Genomic DNA, 17,472 nt, shown 5'->3' with positions numbered 1-17,472 from the left:
ATATGGCAGAATAAAGCTAAATAAGGCCAAATAAGACCTGGCAAAATCGTCGCCTGCGCAGACGCTTTGCTCAGGCCTTATTTGCCGCCCAGGGGCACCTCGCACAGGCAATGCGTGAGGGCCATGAACGGCTTGTGCTCGCGCGTGATGCCCGACAGCCAGGAGAGGTCCTGCGCCATGCCCAGCGCCGCGTCGGCCGGCAAGCCGGTCGTGGCAAGGCCCAGCTTCACGTGCTCGCCCAGCCCCAGGGTGGCCATGGCTTTGGAGCCGAACATGCCGATCAGGCGGTCCACGTTCGACGTTTCCTGCTCCAGGTAGGTCACGCGGTAGTCGCTGCCCAGCTTGGCCCGCTTGGCCGCCGATGCCAGTGCATCGCCGTAGCTGCCGATACGGTCGACCAGGTTGCGCTCTTTCGCCTGCAAGCCTGTCCAGACGCGGCCCTGCGCCACTTCATTGATCTTTTCCGGCGTGCTTTTGCGCGCCTTGGCGGCCAGGTTCAGGAAATCGCCATACACGTGGTTAATCGAACCCTGGATCACTTGTGCAAAACGCGGATCGAGCGGACGCAAAGGGTTGCCTGCATCGGCCAGCCAGGTGGTAGGCGAACCGGCTGTGTGGATGCCCAGCTTTTCCACTACCTTGTCGGCCGTCGGCAAAATCGCGAACACGCCGATGGAACCGGTGATGGTGGCCGCGTCGGCGATCACTTCATCGGACGAGGTGCTGATCCAGTAGCCGCCCGAAGCGGCCACGTTACCCATCGAGACGACCACCGGTTTGCCGGCGGCGCGCGTCAGTTCCAGTTCGCGACGGATCAGTTCCGAGCCGAAGGCGCTGCCACCCGGCGAATCGACGCGCAGCACGATGGCCTTGATCGATTTGTCTTCGCGTGCCTGGCGGATCAGGCGCGAGGTGGACAGGCCGCCGATGGCGCCCGGTGGCGCGATGCCGTCGCCGATTTCACCGGAAGCGATGACCACGCCGACAGCGTCGCCGATATGCACGGGGCGCAATCGCGCCAGGTAATCGGTGTAATTGATCTGGCGAAAGCTCGTGCCTTCGGTATTCTTCGCACCGCGCGCCATCATGAACTGGCGCAGTTCATCGCGCGTTTTCAGGCCGTCAACCAGCTTGGCGTTGAGCGACAGCTTGCCCAAGTCGCCGCCGGCCGCCGTCATCAAGGCAGGCAGATTGTCGATCGACTGCATGATGGCGCCGGCCGGCAGCTTGCGCGCCTTTTCCACGTCCGCCGTGTAGGTCGTCCACAAGCCATTGTTCAGGTAGCGGTCCGCTTCGGCGGCCGCTTCGGACGGGCCGTTGGCGATGAAAGGCTCGGCCGCACTCTTGTAGGTGCCCACTTTCAGCAGGTTGACCGTCACGCCAACCTTGTCGAGCGCATCGCGGTAGTAATTGCGATAACGACCAAAGCCTTCCAGCAAGACGCCGCCCATCGGATGCAGATACACCTCGTCGGCCTTGGCCGCCACCAGGTACTGGCGCTGGTTGTAGCTCGAACCCCAGGCCGTGACTTTCTTGCCCGTGGCGCGGAAACGCTCCACGCCGGCCGCCACTTCGCGCAGCGACGCCAGGCCACCGCCCTGCAGCTCGTCGAGCAGGATCACCATGGAACCGATGTGCTTGTCCTTCGATGCTGTGTCAAGAACCGCCAGCACGTCGCGCAGCTGCACGCTTTTCTTGGCTTCGCCACTGACATTGGCCAGCACCGCTTCGCGCACACCGCCCGGCGTTTCTTCGACCAGCGGGCCTTGCAAGTCCAGCACCAGGGTGGTCTTTTCTGCCAGCGGCTTGGCGCCGCCGCCAAAGATGGCGATCAGGATGGCGATGACGATCAGCAGGAAAATCAGGTTGATGACCGTGCGGCGGGTGGCGTCGAGCGCGCGCCAGAATGCGCCAAAGCCGCGACGCAGCGGCGGGAAGGGATTGAGTGACATTGATACTCCGTGGGGTTAGGTACCGAAAGGAAATCAATATAGCTGAAAATGGCCGCGATCGTCTTGGGATTCGTCTTATTTTGACAAGTCTGCCGCACGCGAACCCGCTGGCGATGGCGGCGTGGAAATGAGGAACAGGGCGCACAGTACCAGGGCGCCATTCAGGATCAGCAATTCCAGGCCGATACGGTAATGTTCAAACAGGCGCGCCTGCCCCCCTTCGAGCAGCGCGCACAGCAGCGGCCCCGCCAAGACCGCCAGCGGCACCCAGCGCTCACGCACGCCGCGTTTGCACAGCAGGCCGAAGGCGAACAAGCCCAGCAGCGGGCCATAGGTATAGCTGGCCAGCTTCAGGATGACGACGATCATGCTGGGGCTGTCGATCCACTTGAAGGCCATGATGAGGGTCAAGAACAGTGCGGAAAACCCCAGGTGAACGCGGCGGCGCCAGCGCATCTGCGCCGCCGCACTCAATTCCGGCCTGCGCTGCACGCCCAAGATATCGATGCAGAAGGTGGAGGTGAGCGCCGTCAGCGCCCCATCCACGCTGGGAAACAGGGCGGAAATGAGGGCGATAAAGAAAATCAGCTGCACCACGGCGGGGAAATGCCCGAGCACCACGGCCGGGAACAATTTATCGCCCGTGGCCGTCACGCCGGCCAGCGGCGCGTACAGATGTAAAAGCCCGCCGAGGAACAGGAATAGCAGCAGTACGCCAGTGAGCACCACGGTCAGGCTGAGCATATTTTTTTGCGAGTCGCGCAAGGTGCGCACGGAAATGTTCTTTTGCATCATTTCCTGGTCCATGCCCGTCATGGCGATGGTGATGAACATGCCGGCCACGATGTGCTTCCACACATAGGCGGGGCTGTCCGGGTCGACGTTGAAGATGCGCGTCAGGCCTTGCGCGCGCATCTGTTCGAGACTGTCGATGAGGGACAGGTGCATTTCACGCAGCAAAAACACGCTGCAAATCACCAGCCCTGCCAGCATGCAGGCCGTTTGCAGGGTATCGGTCCAGACGATGGTTTTGACACCGCCCTCAAGCGTATAGAGCACGATCAGCAGCAGCACGACGCACGCAGTCAGCCAGAACGGCACGCCGAAGCTGTCGAGGATGCTTACCTGCAAAATATTGACCACCAGATACAAGCGCGCCGTAGCACCCAGCAGACGCGAGAGGATGAAAAATGCCGCCCCGCTCTGGTAGGAACGGCGGCCCAGGCGCAATTCCAGGTAGCGGTAAATGGAAGTGAGCTGCAGCCGGTAGTACAGCGGCAGCAAAATGAAAGTGACGGCCAGGTAGCCGAGCACATAGCCTATCATCAGCTGCACGTAGCCAAAACCGTTGCTCCCCACGGCGCCCGGCACGCTGATGAAGGTGACGCCCGTGAGCGTGGTGCCAACCATGCCGAAGGCAACCAGCATCCAGTGGCTATCCTTGTTGCCGATGAAAAAACTCTCGTTGGTGGCGTGGCGCGAAGTGCGCCATGCTACGCCCAGCAAGATCAGAAAATACGCGAGGACGACGGCAAACAGGATGACTGGGGACATGGGCGTTGCGCTGGCGGTAAAGATGAACAGGGGCAGGAATATACAGCAAAGCGTACAGCAAAGCGCACAGCCATGCCCCCAGTCAATCCGGCATCAACAGCCGCCCGCTTTCACGCGCTCCACTTCCAGCCCGAACCACGGACGCAAGCGCGTGCCGACGACGTTGCCCAGAAAAGCGCACACCAGCCACAGCCAGCCGTGCAAGCTGCCCGAGACGATGCCGCTGAAATACGCGCCGATATTGCAGCCGTAGGCCAGGCGCGCGCCATAGCCGAGCAGCAAGCCGCCGACGACGGCAGCGACGATCGAGCGCAGCGCGATGCGCCACACGGGTGCATAGCGACCGGCCAGCGCCGCCGCCAGCATGGCGCCCAGCACGATGCCGATATCCATCACGGAAGTCTTGTCTTGCATCAAAGGCGCGGCCAGGGCGGCGGCGTTGGCCTTGGTGGACCAGTAAGCCCAACTGGCCGTGTCGATGCCGACCACGGCTGCCGCTTTCGCGCCCCACAGGGCAAACGCAGACGTCACGCCCCACGGCTTGCCCGACAGCGCCAGGGTGGCGAAGTTCAGCACCACGAGCGCGATGGCGCCCGCCACCAAAGGCCAGGGGCCATGCAGCCAGGGCGACGCTTGCGCAGGCCGCACGGGTGTCGCGACGAGCTTGCCATGGCGACGTTTTTCAACCAGCACCGTAATGCCGGCGATCAGCGCGAAAACGATCCAGTTCAGCGCCAGCGCGGGCAGCAGGCCCAGGGTCGTCACCAGGGAAATGGGCTTGAGCTGGGGCAGCGAGGTCCAAAATGGCATGTGCGCCGTACCGATCACGGAGCCGACGATGAAGGCGGCCAGCGTGATGAGCATGCGCGTGCTGCCACCACCGACCGTGTAGAGGGTGCCGGAGGCGCAACCACCGCCCAGTTGCATGCCGATGCCGAAGATGAAGGCGCCGACGATCACCGAAGTGCCGGCCGGCGCGACGAGGCCCGCGACGGGCGTGCCGAACAGGCTACCGGCCGACAGCGCAGGAAAAAACAACGCCACGCCCACGGCCAGCATCAACATTTGCGCGCGCAAGCCATCGCCGCGGCCATCGGCAATAAAGACGCGCCAGGCCGAGGTAAAGCCGAAGGCCGCGTGATACAGCGTCATGCCGAGCAAGGCACCCACCACATACAGCGCGCATTGGGTGGCGCCTACCGTCTGCGCCAGATACCACGCGCCCAGCACGATGAGCAGCAGGGCAAGGCCCAGTGGTTTCGGATTGATATCGGCGCGCAGGCGCAGGGGGGAAGTTGCAGTATCGGACATGGGAGAATGAGGACGAGAGGAAGGTAAGCCCTATTTTCGCCCTTTTTGCTGCTTTCTGCCAGCCGGCACGCTGCGGCACGCGCGGGGCCTGAGATTGCCCGTTGGCACGTGGGACTTTTCAAGCTAGGCGATGTTGCTTAACCATTCCTCAATTGCCTCTCCAGTGATCGGCCGGCTATACAGATAGCCCTGGCCCTTGTCGCATCCCTGGGCGTACACCACGGCTGCTTGCTGTTGCGTCTCGATTCCTTCCGCGACGGTATTCATGCCCAGGCTACGCGCCACTTTCACCGTCGCTTCTATTAACACTTCATGATGGCGGCTGGTACCGGCCAAGGTAACAAATGAACGATCAATCTTGACGGTATCGACGGGTAACAAGTGCAAGCTTGATAGCGAGGAATAACCGGTTCCAAAATCATCGAGGGCCAGCTTGACTCCCAGCGCTTTCAGGCGAAGCAACTGTTCTTGGATGTCTTTTCCCTGCGCCGCCAAACTCTCGGTAATTTCCAACTGCAATTTATCTGGCTCCATGCCGCTGGCCGCAAGAATGGCGCTCACCTTGTCGCACAAATCGTCTTGGCTCAGTTGCGCGCGCGATAAATTGACTGCCAGCAAGCGCGGCGCGCGCGCTCCCAAGCGCTGCTTCCAGCGTACAAAATCGCGGCATGCCCTTTCCAACACTTTTTCACCGATGGCGCCAATCAAGCCACAGTCCTCGGCGATACCGATGAATTCCACGGGACCGACTACTCCGCGCACCGGATGTTGCCACCTTACCAGGGCTTCGACGCCTGCTGTCGGGTCAACTTTACCGTCCGCCAAGAGTCGGACCACAGGCTGATACAAATTGTATAATTCACCGCGCTCTATGGCATACCGGAGATCGCTTTCCAAGCCGCCGCGCAACAGCGCATCCTCGCGCATCTGCTGGCGAAATATCGCAAAACGGTCGCCTCCTCCAGCCTTGGCGATGGCCATCGCTATCGCAGCGTCACGCAGCAGATCATCGGCATCATGCGCTTCTGAGTTCAGCACCACGATGCCGGCGCTGAAGGTGCATGTGATCTCATGACTGCCTATCATGTACGGTTTGCTCAGGCGCTCAAGCAAGCGCGCGGCAATGGCTGATACGACGCCACGCTCAGTGACGCCATCCAATAGCACAGCGAACTCGTCGCCGCCGACTCTGGCTATCAGCTCAGTCGAAGTGCGGCTTCCAGGTGGCCGGCTGCTCGATCTCAGATTAGTGCTCAGGCGTTCCGCCACAAGGACAATGACCTGATCTCCGACCTCGTTGCCCAAGGTGTCATTAATCTGCTTGAAGCGATCAAAGTTAATGAACAATACAGCGCAATAATCGCCGCTCGGCGCACGTGCGCGCTGCGTCATCGTGGATAACAATTCGAGCGCACCTGCGCGGTTTGGCAACTGTGTCAAGGTATCAAGCTTTGCGGCACTTGCCAGACGACTAGCCAGCAGTCGTTGCTCTCGCACCACCTCATGCGTAGCGTCCATCACTATGGCCATCAAGCGATTGCCATCGACTTTCAGCAAGCCCAGTGACAATACTGCAGGACTTTCCGGATGCTGTCGCTGATGCTCATTGACCGCGATCCTCATCCCCTCGCAGATCAATCCTTGCTCGGGCTTGAAGTTAGCGCACAGGCGCAGCAGGCCCGGCGCATACGGCTGTAGTACCTGAAATAAATTGACCAGATCGCCATCGGCAGACAGCGGCATTAACAATTGCGCGGCCATTGGGTTGAGCATCTCGATACTGCCATCTTTTTGCAGCTGTATGAGCGCAACAGGAGCACGATACAAAAACTGTACTAAAGACTCATAGGCACTATCCTGCTCACCACTCATGACCCACTCCTGTCTGCTGTGCGGGAAAATGCGCTGCCTCAGCGTCCAGGCATACGACGCGGTTTCGACCTGCGCGTTTCGCCGCATACAAGGCTTGATCGGCGCGTTTCATCAGTGCGTCGAATCCGCTCACACTATCGTCCATTACCGCAACGCCGATGCTGATAGTGTATGCGATGACATGCTGTTCATACATGGCGGGAATGAGTTGAACTTGCTTCCTTAAGCGCTCCGCTACCGCCATGACATCGGCCAAATTCACAGACGGTAAAATCACCGCAAATTCCTCGCCTCCGATGCGCGCCAGTATGTCAATCTGGCGGCATACGCTCTTCATCGTGGCCGCCAGATGGCACAGTACCGCATCGCCCGCCGGATGACCGTATTGGTCGTTGATCGCCTTAAAATGGTCGGCATCGAGCATGATCAGCGACAACGGCCGCAATGCGTTATTGCGGCGCAGCAACTCCAGATCGGCAGCCTCGAAAAAAGCCCGGCGATTTGACAGGCCGGTAAGATGGTCGCAATAAGCTGCCTTGCGCAGATTCTCGCTGACATCACGCTTATCTGAAATATCCCGGATGATCATGCAATAGGCAGGTTCTTCATCGCTCAGCTCGCAAGGCTCTGCGTTCTCTTCGATACGGGCAGGCAATGGTGAAATCATCGAACTACCCCAGAATTCGTGGCCATCGGCACGTAGCCGCGCGCCTTCATGCAGCGTCCAGCCGTTCTCGTCTGCCTCCCGCAAACGCTCCATTTGCTGCTCTTGCGTGGTCGCTCCGGCGGGGTAGAAAATTGCATAGGGCTGCCCTTTGACGCCAGGCGCATGGCCAGTGACACGCGCAATGCTTTCATTCCAGGACTCGATGCGGCCTTGCTTGTCCAGGCTAACCAAGGCGTAGTCGGCAATATTGGTCATGATCGCGTTAAGCCAAGCGTCGGTCTTGCGCAGCTGCCGTTCGCGCCTGTCTTGCAAGGTGATGTCGTTGAGCACTGCCATCAACCGCTCCTCATCGAGCTTGAGCATACTCAGCGATAGCACCTGCGGCCCGTTGGCGGCGTCGTCCGCGTGCAGGTATAGCCGAGTTGCGTCACAGATTTGGCCATAGCTTGCAGCAAACTGACTGCACTGCAACTGCAGGTCTGGCGCAACCGGTGCGAGCGCATCGAACAGGTTGGTCAACTCGCCATCCTGGCTCAGCGGCATCAACAGCTGGGCCGATAGCGGATTGAGCATGATGATGGTACCGTCTGAAGAAATTTGAACCAGGCCAACCGGCGCCATGTACAGAAACTGCAGCAGTGCCTCGTACTCCTCGGACTCCGTCGAATTGATGACGCTACTCATAAGCGATGCACCAGGACGTAGGATAGATCGGCCGCTGGATCCGCCAGCAAGCGCAGCTTGACCCTCGTGGGCCGCATGCGCAGTGTCAGCACGTAGCTGATCGTATCGTCGAGCACTTGCCCGCTTTCATACGCGTCCGCAAAGCGCTGCGCGACCAGGAAATTGTTCATGCATGGCGCGACCACCATGAACAGATCCTGCTGCAGCACGCGCTCGACGCTGAGTCCCGCCGCCTTCGATTCGAAGGTGTTATAGCGCTGTACCCGGCCATCGCGCCCAAAGCCGATAACACCGAAGCCGAACGCATTGAGCGCCGCTTCCTCTGCCGTTTCCAGCAGCATGATGATGCCAGGCTGGTCAAACTGTATTTCTGTATGCATATTCATTGTTAGCAACTCCTGTACGGATCGCAAGAGGATCTCTGTTGTCGTGTTAATCAAGCTACTGCGGGTCTCCAAGCCTCACCCGGCAGCGCGTCCATACAAGCATTGCGAGTCCATCACACTTGTCCATCACGCATATCCATCTCTCTACGGTTCGCCTACCCCAGGGCCATCGCTGATGATCCAGTCGATGAGCTTGCCCTGCCGGTTCATCGGCAGAGCGGCGCCGATGGTGAACGATACCGGACGCGCCGCAGGCGGCAAGCGCTGCCTGACCCAGGCCACCAGCTGATCCGGCAGGCACTCGGCACCGCCGAGGTGCGCGGCCACCACGAAGGCCTTCAGCCGCTGCCCTTCGTCCGCGCGCATCAGCCGCACATGGGCCTCGCTGACGCCAGGATGGCGCTTGAGCACCTGTGCCACCTGCGCCGGATAAACGTTCGTACCACCGACCTGCACTGCCTGGTCATGCCGGCCCACTGGGACGAAACTATGCTCGCCGTGCCAGTCGATCTGGTCCTGGCAGTCGCAGCGCAGCTCGCTGCCGTTCGACGCCTGGCGCAGCAAAGTATCGCCAGCCTCGCCGCGACGCCAGTAGGGCAGCAAAACATAAGGCTGGCGCGCATCGCTGCGCCAGCCTACCCCTGCGCTTTCGCTGCTACCGTATATTTCGGCCAGCAACAAGCCGGACGCCGTCAGTTGCAGCGCCACGTCGCGCGGGCATGGCGCAGTCGACGTCACGCCCGTCACACCAGCAGGCCAGCTTGGCGCTTGTCGCGCAACGGCGGCCCACAGTTCAGGATAGCCGATAATCACGTCCCCGTCTGCGGCCTGCGCGATCAACTGCATCGGCAGCATGTTTCTGGCATCGACAAGCGCGGCGCGCGCGGGGGCCAGTGCCAGTGGCAGCAGCACACTGAACAGGAAGCCGTAAATATGATGCGCAGGAACGGCATACACGATGCGCCGCGCATGGCCGAATTGCGCTGCAAAAAAGCACGCCTCTTGCCATAGCATGTCGAGTATGTGGGGGCAGCTTTTGGGCACGCCGCTGCTGCCTGAGGTTTTAAAGCTCAACTCGGCGCTGTAATGGTCGAGGCCCTTGCGCGCGCAGGCGATCCACTGTTCCAGCGTCACGCACTCGAGCAACGCCTGGTCAGCACCACTCTGGTGCAGATGCAAGCAGGCGGACAGCGCCGTCGCCAGGGCATGGCGTTCGAGTGAATCGACACCCAAATCAGCTTCCAGTTGCCAGCTTTGCGGCCACGGCAACGACGGCAAACCTGCGCGCCCACGGCGCATCATGCTCAATTCAGCATGCATGAAGTCCGACACAAAACGGCGCAGCAACGCGCCGTCGTGCCACCAGTTGACGCAGGGCGGGTATGGTGTTTGAGTCTGATTCACGCCAAGCCTTCAAGCGCTACTTTGAGCATATGGCGCACAATATCATCAGGCGCCATCTTGCTGTATTTCTGCAAGTACTCGACCGCAGGGTCACAGGTGCGAGCGTAATAGCTGAACAATATAACGTCGGTAGGTAGTTCCGGGTTCAATTGCCCCGCCTGCTGCGCCAGCTTGACCAAAGCCTCCAGCTGCCGGTTCAGTTTCATGACTCGCAGCATGTACTTCACATTGCGGATCAACATATCGCGCACATGCGGGCTGCTCGATGGCAAGAACGGCAAGCCGCCGCCCAGGCGCACCCGCAGCGCCCACTCGAGCAGGGACGACAATTTCTGCACGGCACTAAGTGAGCTATCTAGCGCGGCGACATAATCGAGGGCGCCATCGAGCAGGCGTATCAGCGCCTCACCGACCAGCTCTTCCTTGGACTTAAAGTGCTTGTAAAGGCTCGGTTTGGAGATGCCTACCGTGCCGGCGACGTCATCCATGGTCATCAAGTCATAGCCTTTTTGGCTCAGCACCGCCGTCGCGGCATCGAGGATTGCGTTCTCACGCAGCTTAAATGCTTGATTTTTAAAGCTTAGTCTTGGGAGGATACTCATTGGTAAATTTAGATACTAATTAGTAGCTTTTGTTGTTTGATGGTAGTAATATTAGCATACCAGTACAAAACGGTCAGTATACCAAGCAAAACTACATGAATCCGCCACGCAAACGTATCGCCATCATCGGCTCCGGCATTTCAGGCCTGGCCAGCGCCTATTTTCTCAACCGCAAGCACGACGTCGTGCTGTTCGAAGCCGCCGACTATCTTGGCGGCCACACCAACACCGTGGACGTGACACTGGAAGGACGCTGCCATGGCGTCGACACGGGCTTCCTGGTCTTTAACGAGCATACCTATCCCAACCTTGTGTCGCTGTTTGAGGAACTCGGCGTCGACAGCATCGCCAGCGACATGTCGTTCGGCATGTCGGTCGACGGCGGAGCGCTGGAATGGGCAGGCACCAGCCTCGACAGCGTGTTCGCACAGCGCACCAACGCGGGCTCGCCGAGCTTCCTGCGCATGCTATGGGACATCCTGCATTTCAACCGCAACGCGGAGCGCTTTTTACAAAGCGCAATCCAGACCGCGCTGACGCTGGGACAGCTTCTGCAGCAGGAGGGCTATGGCGCGCGCTTCCGCGATGCCTACTTGCTGCCGATGGCGGCGGCAATCTGGTCCAGTTCGCCACGCGATATCCTGCAATTTCCGGCAGCGACTTTTTTGCGTTTCTGTCTCAACCACGGCCTGTTGCAGGTCAACGGCCGCCCGCAGTGGCGCACGGTCGCAGGCGGAGCGCGCAACTATGTCGACAAGATCGCCGCCACGCTGCCTGACGTGCGCCTGAACACGCCCGTACTGGGCGTGCGGCGCAGCGCGGGCAGCATGCAGGTGTGCAGCAGCAGCGCGGACGCCGAGCCATTCGACGCTGTCGTGTTCGCTACCCACGCGCCGACCACGCTGGCCATGTTGCAAGACGCCAGCCAGACAGAGCGCGCCATCCTCGGCGGCGTGCGCTACCAGCCCAATACGGCCTACCTGCACACGGACGCAAATCTGATGCCACGGCGACGCAAGGTCTGGTCGGCCTGGAACTACCTTGCAGGCGCGCAGGCGGACGGACAGCGCCCCGTGTGCGTGAGCTACTGGCTGAACCAGCTGCAGGCACTGCCGTTCGAGACACCGGTGATCGTGACGCTCAATCCGCACACCTTGCCGGCCGAGAACACACTGCTGGCCAAGTTCAACTACGCCCACCCGGTGATGGACCTCGCTACTGTGCGCGCGCAGCAGCAGTTGGCGCAGATCCAGGGCAAGGACGGCGCCTGGTTCGCCGGTGCCTGGACCGGTTATGGCTTCCACGAAGACGGCTTGAAATCGGCACTGCGCATCGCTGCAGCCTTCGACACGGCACCGACATGGAATGTGCTGCCATGAAGCAGCCTGCCGCCCAGCTGTTGCACGGCCATGTGACGCATGCGCGCCTGCGTCCGGTGCCGCACCGCTTCGTCTATCCGCTGTTTTATGTACGTTTGAACCTGGCCCGGCTGGACGAATGCCAGTCGCGCTGGTTCGGCGTGGACCGCTGGCGGCCGCTGTCGATACGCCGGCGCGACCATGGCCCGCGCGATGGCTCCAGCCTGGAACAATGGATGCGCACACTGCTACGCGAGCACCACATCGATGCCGACGGTGAAATCTGGCTGCAAACCTTTCCCCGCGTCGCTGGCTATGTGTTCAATCCCGTCAGTTTCTGGCATTGCTACGACACGGCTGGCCAGCTGCGCGCCGTGCTGGCTGAGGTTAACAACACCTTCGGCGAAAGCCACCGCTACCTGCTGCGCATCGCCGATACGGCCGGTGGCCCGTCCACCGCCACTGCCGACAAGCAGATGCACGTGTCACCGTTCTGCGAGGTGAGCGGACACTACCGCTTTCGCTTCCGCCTGGGCGGTGCCAGCCATTGCACCGAGCTCGACTATCACGACGATGATGGCGTGCTGCTGCGCACCGCACTGAGCGGCCGTGCCATGCCGATGAGCGACAGCGCATTGGCTGGCGCCCTGCTGCGCTATCCACTATTGGGGCTGGGCATCATGTTGCGCATACACTGGCAAGCGTTGCGGCTCTGGCTCAAGCACGTGCCATTTTTCAGCAAGCCACCTGCCCCCATCCATCAAACCACCGTGCACCAGGAGACTGCCCGATGAATCGCACCTTATCCACCGTCAAGCTGTCCGCACCGGCCGGCGCCCGGCTATTTCTTAGCCTACTGAACAATATCAGCCACGGACACCTGGAACTGATCACCCCCTGCAATACACGCGTGGTGTTCGGCGATGCCCATGCATCGCCGGGCGCGACGCTGCGACTGCACGACTGGCGTGCCTGCCAGCGCATCCTGCGCGCCGGTGACATCGGCTTTGCCGAAGCGTATGCAGCTGGCTGGGCCAGCACGCCCGACCTGACAGCGCTGCTGCGCCTGGCGCTGCGCAACGAAGCGGCGCTCGACCATTTGGTGTTCGGCGGTGCGCTGGCGCGCTGCTGGTACCGGCTGCGGCACTGGCTGCGCCCCAATACGCGCAAGGGCAGCGAGCGCAATATCCACGCGCATTACGACATCGGCAACGACTTCTACCAGCTCTGGCTCGATCCCAGCTGGACGTACTCGAGCGCACTGTTCGACGGCGACTACCAGCTGACGCTGCAGGAAGCGCAGCGGCGCAAGTACCAGCGCATTATCGACGTCCTCCAACTAAAGCCAGGCCAGAGCGTGCTGGAAATCGGCTGCGGCTGGGGCGGCTTTGCTGAGCATGCCGGGCAGCAAGGCATCGACGTGCATGGCGTGACGATTTCACCGTCGCAGCTCGAGGTGGCGCAGCGCCGCATACAAGCGCTGGGACTGAGCGAGCGGGTACAGCTTGAGCTGTGCGACTACCGCGACCTGCGTGGCGAGTACGACGCCGTGGTGTCGATTGAAATGTTCGAGGCCGTGGGCGAGCAGTACTGGCCGCAGTATTTCCACACCGTCACGGCACGGCTCAAGCCCGGCGCGCAGGCGTTGATACAGTCCATCACCATCGGCGAACAGCATTTTGCGCGCTACCGCAGCAGCACCGATTTCATTCAGCAGTACATTTTTCCTGGGGGAATGCTGCCCAGCGTGGAACGTTTTGAACGCCAGGCAGCACTTTGCGGCCTGCGCCCGGTCGAACGCCACGCCTTCGGCCGCGACTACGCCGAAACGCTGCGCCGCTGGGATGCCCGCTGCCGCTTGCACCATCCGCAAATCACAGGCCTGGGCTTCGATGAACACTTTATGCGCATCTGGCATATGTACTTCGCCTATTGCGAAGCTGCCTTTGACGAGGGACGAACCGATGTTATCCAATTCCTGCTCCAGAAGGCCTAGTCCCGCCCGGCCATGCTCGGTCGGCCCGGTTTTCGCGCGGCGGCCCATTGTGACCGTGCTGATATCGGGGAGGCGCACGTGCGTCCCTTGAACCGACCCATCAGTACATGGGCGGGCCGGCGCGTCTGGCTCGTTGGCGCATCGAGCGGCATCGGCGCAGCGCTGGCAGAGCAATTGCTGCAGGCAGGCGCACGCGTGGCTGTGTCAGCACGCCGTTCCGAGCTGCTGCAAGAGGTGGCCAACGGACACCCGCAAGCCATCGTCGCGCCCTTCGATATCCTGAACCAGGATGCCTGGCGCGAACGCCACCAGGAACTGTGCGAACAGATGGGTGGCGTGGACTTGATCGTGTTCTGCGCCGCAGCCTATCAGCCGGAACGCAGCTGGGAAGTCAGGCCAGAGGGCGCAGCCCACACGCTGGCCGTGAACCTGGGCAGCGTCTACACGGGTCTGGCGGCGGTGCTGCCGACGATGCTGATGCGCGGCAGCGGCGGCATCGCCATCATCGCCAGCGTCGCCGGTTACATCGGCCTGCCCAATGCCAGCGTGTATGGCCCCAGCAAGGCCGCGCTGATCAACCTGGCGGAACTGCTTTACCTTGACCTGCAGCCGCGCGGGCTCGACGTCTACCTGATTAATCCCGGCTTCGTGCAGACACCCCTGACGGCGCAGAACACCTTCGCCATGCCTGCGCTGCAAACACCGCAGGCGGCCGCCAAGGCGATCCGGCAAGGGCTGGCGGCCGGGCAGTTCGAGATTCATTTTCCGAAGCGCTTCACGCTGGTGCTCAAGCTGCTGCGCTGGCTGCCTTACCGTTGGCGCTTCGCCGTAATCTCCCGTATCTTGCCGGCGCAATGAATGCTACCGAACCGCCGCAGGCGTGGCATGCCACGCCTGCCCCAGACACGGTGGGACAGGCAGCCAGCATGCTGCACGGCCGCCACGCTGCGGTGCTACTATAGGCCCACCTGAAGTGGGCAAGCTTTGCCGCAGTGCTGTGTTTCAGCGTCTGCCAGCACAAGCCCGCTCTACTCGAATAAACGATACCGCGCACACTACCGCGCATTACTAACAACAAGGACTTCTATCATGGATAATCAACAAATTACCTACCGTGTCGCCGGTACGCCAGCGTCAGAACGCATACGCGCCCGCTTGATGAATAACGGTGTGCGCTTCCACGCCAACGACAATATCGCCGACTACATCGAAGCGGGCGAAATGGATGAACTGCTGGACGAAGTCAGTCTGCGCATGCAGGGCGTACTGGAAAGTCTGGTAATCGACACCGCCAACGACCATAACTCGCAAGATACGGCGCGCCGCGTCGCCAAGATGTATTTGCTCGAAGTGTTCGGCGGACGTTACATTGCACCGCCTGCCGTCACGGAATTCCCCAATGCCGCCAACCTGAACGAGCTGATGATTATCGGTCCGATCACCGTGCGCAGCGCCTGCTCGCACCATTTGTGCCCCGTCATGGGCAAGGTGTGGATCGGCGTGATGCCCAACCAGCACTCCAACCTGATCGGCCTGTCCAAATATGCACGGCTGGCGGGATGGATCATGAGCCGCCCGCAGATCCAGGAAGAAGCCGTGGTCCAGTTGGCAGAACTGCTGCAGGAAAAGGTCAAGCCGGACGGTTTGGCCATCATCATGGAAGCCGATCACTTTTGCATGCAGTGGCGTGGCGTGAAAGACAATGATGCGCGTATGATCAATAGTGTCATGCACGGTTCTTTTCTCAAGGACGCCGCACTGCGGCGCGAGTTCCTCTCACTGATCAAACGCTGATATACCATCCAAAGGAGTTACCATGCTCGTCCGCTTACTCTATGCCAGCCACGCCGCAGACACTATCGATGCTGCAACCATTGGCGCCATACTGCAGCAATCTCGTCGCCACAATCCACCGAGCGGCATCACCGGCGTGCTATGCCACAGCGAACGGTTCTACCTGCAGCTGATCGAAGGCGGACGCGAACAGGTCAACGTCTTGTATGCCCGCATACTCAGCGATACGCGACACCGCGGCGTAACACTGCTGCGCTACGAAGAAATTAGCCAGCGCCGCTACGCTGGCTGGGCCATGGGCCAGACCAACCTCGACAAGCTCAACCCGGGCACGGTGCTGCGCTACTCGATGCTGCCCGAGTTCGATCCGTTCGCGCTAGGCGGAGAAAGTTCGCTCTCGCTGATCGACGAGCTGATGGCTGGCGCCGCCGTCCTGGGTCGGGCATAAGGACGACGCTGCAGCGGCGCCCCCGCAAGCAGCGCAGTTGCGTCACCGCCGGTCTGTGCAGTCCAGACCTGGTGCGCCTGCGTGCAGGGCATCAACGCAGCGCTCGCGCACTGGGGCCTGAGCATCAGATGCGTCTCGGTCTGACTTCTCAGGCCCAGACGCTACTCATGCCGGGCTTGCACTAGCCCCTGGCGCAATCAGACGCGGTGGCGATTGCGTCGATGGTGCAGTGGTGGCAATGTGCCACCTGCCATACACGGACTCTGGCGAGCAATCAGCCGCTTGCGGCGGCTGATTGCCCACTTCTGTTGCATTTGACACCACTTCATGTGAGTCTACCCCCGCCTCGCTCGGCACTCGAACGGCGATGAACCGGATTTGTATCGCTTTCTTCGAGATGCCACCTCAATTAACAGCCAATTGCGCGATATAATTGGACATTATAGGTTCAGTATCGGTTCGTTTTATGGTGCAATCTTTACTCCCTCTTCCTGCCGGCAATAGCCCGCCTGTGCTATACCGCAGCGGGGTCGCTGCCAGACTTGCTGGCTTGCCCGTTGAAACCTTGCGCGTATGGGAGCGTCGTTACGGCATCTCCGACACCGGCCGCAGCGCGCATGGCCAGCGTTTATATTCCGAGGCTCAGGTTCGTCGGCTGCGGCTGATGAAGCAACTGGTCGACCAGGGCCATCCGATAGGCGCGCTGGCGAAGCTGCAGTTGGAACAGTTGGACCAGTTTGCATTGGCACCGGAGCCTGGCGCGCCGGTACAGCCACTGCGCGTGGCACTGATGGGCGCGGATTTGGCGCGACGCCTGGCCGTCGGCGGGCGAGAGTTACTTGCGCTCGATATCGTCGCCAGCTTTCAACATCTGGACGATGTGGCAGCAACATGGCCTGCCACCGGCGCGCAACTGCTGCTGATGGAAATGTCGGAACTCGATGAGCGCGCGGTGCCGACGATTTGCGCGCTGCGTCAAGCACTGGGAATGGCGGTGGTGGTGTTGTACCGCTTCGGTGCCAGCGCGACCATACGACAGTTGCGCACCCAGGGCTGCCTGGTTGCGCGCGCACCCAGCGATGTTGCGGAAATAGTGTTGTTGTGCCAAGCGGCACTGCCGGCATTGCCCTTGGCGCAAGCTCAGCTTGCGCAGCGGCGCCCGGCAGCGCCTGCCCCGCGCCGCTTCGACGATCAGGCTTTGGCGCAACTGGCGGCGGCCAGCAGTACCGTCCACTGTGAATGCCCGCGCCATATGTCGGAAATCCTGTTGATGATCAACAGCTTCGAGCGCTACAGCGCGCAATGCGCGGTACGCAATGTGGACGACGCGCTACTGCATGAGCAGTTGGGGCAGGCCGCCGCCGCCGCCCGCATGGTCCTGGAGGACGCGCTATTGCAGCTTGCCCGGGCGGAGGGCCTGCCTTTGCCGGCGGGCCTATGAGCG

At 61.1% G+C, this 17,472-nt stretch carries 15 protein-coding genes; 7 read left to right on the top strand and 8 right to left on the bottom strand.

From position 1 onward, the window contains the following. Positions 1-77: 77 nt before the first annotated feature. The 8 genes from sppA to ACQ4V8_RS02975 all read right to left on the bottom strand — a co-directional run bounded on the left by sppA (position 78) and on the right by ACQ4V8_RS02975 (position 10,432). Positions 78-1,952 carry a signal peptide peptidase SppA gene (gene sppA, locus ACQ4V8_RS03010; RefSeq protein ID WP_070346829.1) on the bottom strand — a complete coding sequence of 625 codons (1,875 nt, stop codon included), beginning with the start codon at positions 1,950-1,952 and terminating at the stop codon, positions 78-80. 75 nt (positions 1,953-2,027) lie between these two features. Continuing rightward, entirely contained in the window at positions 2,028-3,506 is a 1,479-nt protein-coding gene (locus ACQ4V8_RS03005) for a sodium:solute symporter (RefSeq protein WP_070346830.1), read from the bottom strand. 93 nt (positions 3,507-3,599) lie between these two features. Continuing rightward, positions 3,600-4,817, bottom strand: coding sequence for a YeeE/YedE family protein (locus tag ACQ4V8_RS03000; RefSeq protein ID WP_436570852.1), 1,218 nt, complete (start codon positions 4,815-4,817; stop codon positions 3,600-3,602). A 123-nt stretch (positions 4,818-4,940) separates the two neighbouring features. Continuing rightward, on the bottom strand, positions 4,941-6,689 hold the full coding sequence (locus ACQ4V8_RS02995) for a putative bifunctional diguanylate cyclase/phosphodiesterase (protein ID WP_010399671.1): 1,749 nt from the start codon (positions 6,687-6,689) through the stop codon (positions 4,941-4,943). Further along, positions 6,679-8,040: a sensor domain-containing diguanylate cyclase gene (locus ACQ4V8_RS02990; RefSeq protein ID WP_010399673.1), complete on the bottom strand. Its 1,362-nt coding sequence runs from the start codon at positions 8,038-8,040 to the stop codon at positions 6,679-6,681. Before ACQ4V8_RS02990 ends, ACQ4V8_RS02995 begins: the two co-directional genes overlap by 11 nt. Beyond that, a complete protein-coding gene (locus tag ACQ4V8_RS02985; RefSeq protein WP_436570851.1) occupies positions 8,037-8,426 on the bottom strand; it encodes a phosphonate transporter in 390 nt (129 codons plus the stop codon). The genes ACQ4V8_RS02990 and ACQ4V8_RS02985 overlap by 4 nt, the downstream gene beginning before the upstream one ends. A 144-nt stretch (positions 8,427-8,570) precedes the next feature. Continuing rightward, positions 8,571-9,830, bottom strand: coding sequence for an AMP-binding enzyme (locus ACQ4V8_RS02980; protein ID WP_436570850.1), 1,260 nt, complete (start codon positions 9,828-9,830; stop codon positions 8,571-8,573). After that, the gene (locus ACQ4V8_RS02975; protein WP_029496535.1) at positions 9,827-10,432 is read right to left on the bottom strand and encodes a TetR/AcrR family transcriptional regulator; all 606 of its coding nucleotides are present in this window, start codon (positions 10,430-10,432) and stop codon (positions 9,827-9,829) included. Before ACQ4V8_RS02975 ends, ACQ4V8_RS02980 begins: the two co-directional genes overlap by 4 nt. Before the next feature lie 95 nt (positions 10,433-10,527). On the opposite strand from ACQ4V8_RS02975, the gene ACQ4V8_RS02970 reads away from it, so the two are divergent. The 7 genes from ACQ4V8_RS02970 to ACQ4V8_RS02940 all read left to right on the top strand — a co-directional run bounded on the left by ACQ4V8_RS02970 (position 10,528) and on the right by ACQ4V8_RS02940 (position 17,469). Further along, a complete protein-coding gene (locus ACQ4V8_RS02970) occupies positions 10,528-11,811 on the top strand; it encodes an NAD(P)/FAD-dependent oxidoreductase (protein WP_436570849.1) in 1,284 nt (427 codons plus the stop codon). Next, complete coding sequence (locus tag ACQ4V8_RS02965; RefSeq protein ID WP_436570848.1) at positions 11,808-12,584, top strand: DUF1365 domain-containing protein; 777 nt, start codon at positions 11,808-11,810, stop codon at positions 12,582-12,584. Before ACQ4V8_RS02970 ends, ACQ4V8_RS02965 begins: the two co-directional genes overlap by 4 nt. After that, complete coding sequence (locus ACQ4V8_RS02960; protein WP_010399689.1) at positions 12,581-13,786, top strand: class I SAM-dependent methyltransferase; 1,206 nt, start codon at positions 12,581-12,583, stop codon at positions 13,784-13,786. The genes ACQ4V8_RS02965 and ACQ4V8_RS02960 overlap by 4 nt, the downstream gene beginning before the upstream one ends. Before the next feature lie 78 nt (positions 13,787-13,864). Further along, positions 13,865-14,644 (top strand): SDR family NAD(P)-dependent oxidoreductase, encoded by a 780-nt coding sequence (locus ACQ4V8_RS02955; RefSeq protein WP_436570847.1) that lies wholly within the window; start codon positions 13,865-13,867, stop codon positions 14,642-14,644. Between the two features lie 231 nt (positions 14,645-14,875). Beyond that, positions 14,876-15,580 (top strand): GTP cyclohydrolase I, encoded by a 705-nt coding sequence (gene folE, locus ACQ4V8_RS02950; RefSeq protein WP_010399693.1) that lies wholly within the window; start codon positions 14,876-14,878, stop codon positions 15,578-15,580. A 22-nt stretch (positions 15,581-15,602) separates the two neighbouring features. Beyond that, positions 15,603-16,028, top strand: coding sequence for a BLUF domain-containing protein (locus ACQ4V8_RS02945; protein ID WP_010399694.1), 426 nt, complete (start codon positions 15,603-15,605; stop codon positions 16,026-16,028). Between the two features lie 466 nt (positions 16,029-16,494). Next, positions 16,495-17,469 (top strand): MerR family transcriptional regulator, encoded by a 975-nt coding sequence (locus tag ACQ4V8_RS02940; protein ID WP_436570846.1) that lies wholly within the window; start codon positions 16,495-16,497, stop codon positions 17,467-17,469. The last annotated feature ends 3 nt before the right edge of the window (positions 17,470-17,472 follow it).

This window comes from Janthinobacterium paucivorans (assembly GCF_051380805.1).
Taxonomy (GTDB): domain Bacteria; phylum Pseudomonadota; class Gammaproteobacteria; order Burkholderiales; family Burkholderiaceae_D; genus Janthinobacterium; species Janthinobacterium lividum_D.
This window is presented reverse-complemented; position numbering and strand designations above follow the sequence as displayed.

What these genes read in the sequence shown, in the direction of transcription:
- ACQ4V8_RS02945 (WP_010399694.1), top strand. Translation starts at nt 15,603, where the DNA reads ATGCTCGTCCGCTTACTCTATGCCAGCCACGCCGCAGACACTATCGAT.
- ACQ4V8_RS02975 (WP_029496535.1), bottom strand. Translation starts at nt 10,432, where the DNA reads ATGAGTATCCTCCCAAGACTAAGCTTTAAAAATCAAGCATTTAAGCTG.
- ACQ4V8_RS02990 (WP_010399673.1), bottom strand. Translation starts at nt 8,040, where the DNA reads ATGAGTAGCGTCATCAATTCGACGGAGTCCGAGGAGTACGAGGCACTG.
- sppA (WP_070346829.1), bottom strand. Translation starts at nt 1,952, where the DNA reads ATGTCACTCAATCCCTTCCCGCCGCTGCGTCGCGGCTTTGGCGCATTC.
- ACQ4V8_RS03005 (WP_070346830.1), bottom strand. Translation starts at nt 3,506, where the DNA reads ATGTCCCCAGTCATCCTGTTTGCCGTCGTCCTCGCGTATTTTCTGATC.
- ACQ4V8_RS02970 (WP_436570849.1), top strand. Translation starts at nt 10,528, where the DNA reads ATGAATCCGCCACGCAAACGTATCGCCATCATCGGCTCCGGCATTTCA.
- ACQ4V8_RS02985 (WP_436570851.1), bottom strand. Translation starts at nt 8,426, where the DNA reads ATGAATATGCATACAGAAATACAGTTTGACCAGCCTGGCATCATCATG.
- ACQ4V8_RS02995 (WP_010399671.1), bottom strand. Translation starts at nt 6,689, where the DNA reads ATGAGTGGTGAGCAGGATAGTGCCTATGAGTCTTTAGTACAGTTTTTG.
- ACQ4V8_RS02965 (WP_436570848.1), top strand. Translation starts at nt 11,808, where the DNA reads ATGAAGCAGCCTGCCGCCCAGCTGTTGCACGGCCATGTGACGCATGCG.
- folE (WP_010399693.1), top strand. Translation starts at nt 14,876, where the DNA reads ATGGATAATCAACAAATTACCTACCGTGTCGCCGGTACGCCAGCGTCA.
- ACQ4V8_RS02940 (WP_436570846.1), top strand. Translation starts at nt 16,495, where the DNA reads ATGGTGCAATCTTTACTCCCTCTTCCTGCCGGCAATAGCCCGCCTGTG.
- ACQ4V8_RS02960 (WP_010399689.1), top strand. Translation starts at nt 12,581, where the DNA reads ATGAATCGCACCTTATCCACCGTCAAGCTGTCCGCACCGGCCGGCGCC.
- ACQ4V8_RS03000 (WP_436570852.1), bottom strand. Translation starts at nt 4,817, where the DNA reads ATGTCCGATACTGCAACTTCCCCCCTGCGCCTGCGCGCCGATATCAAT.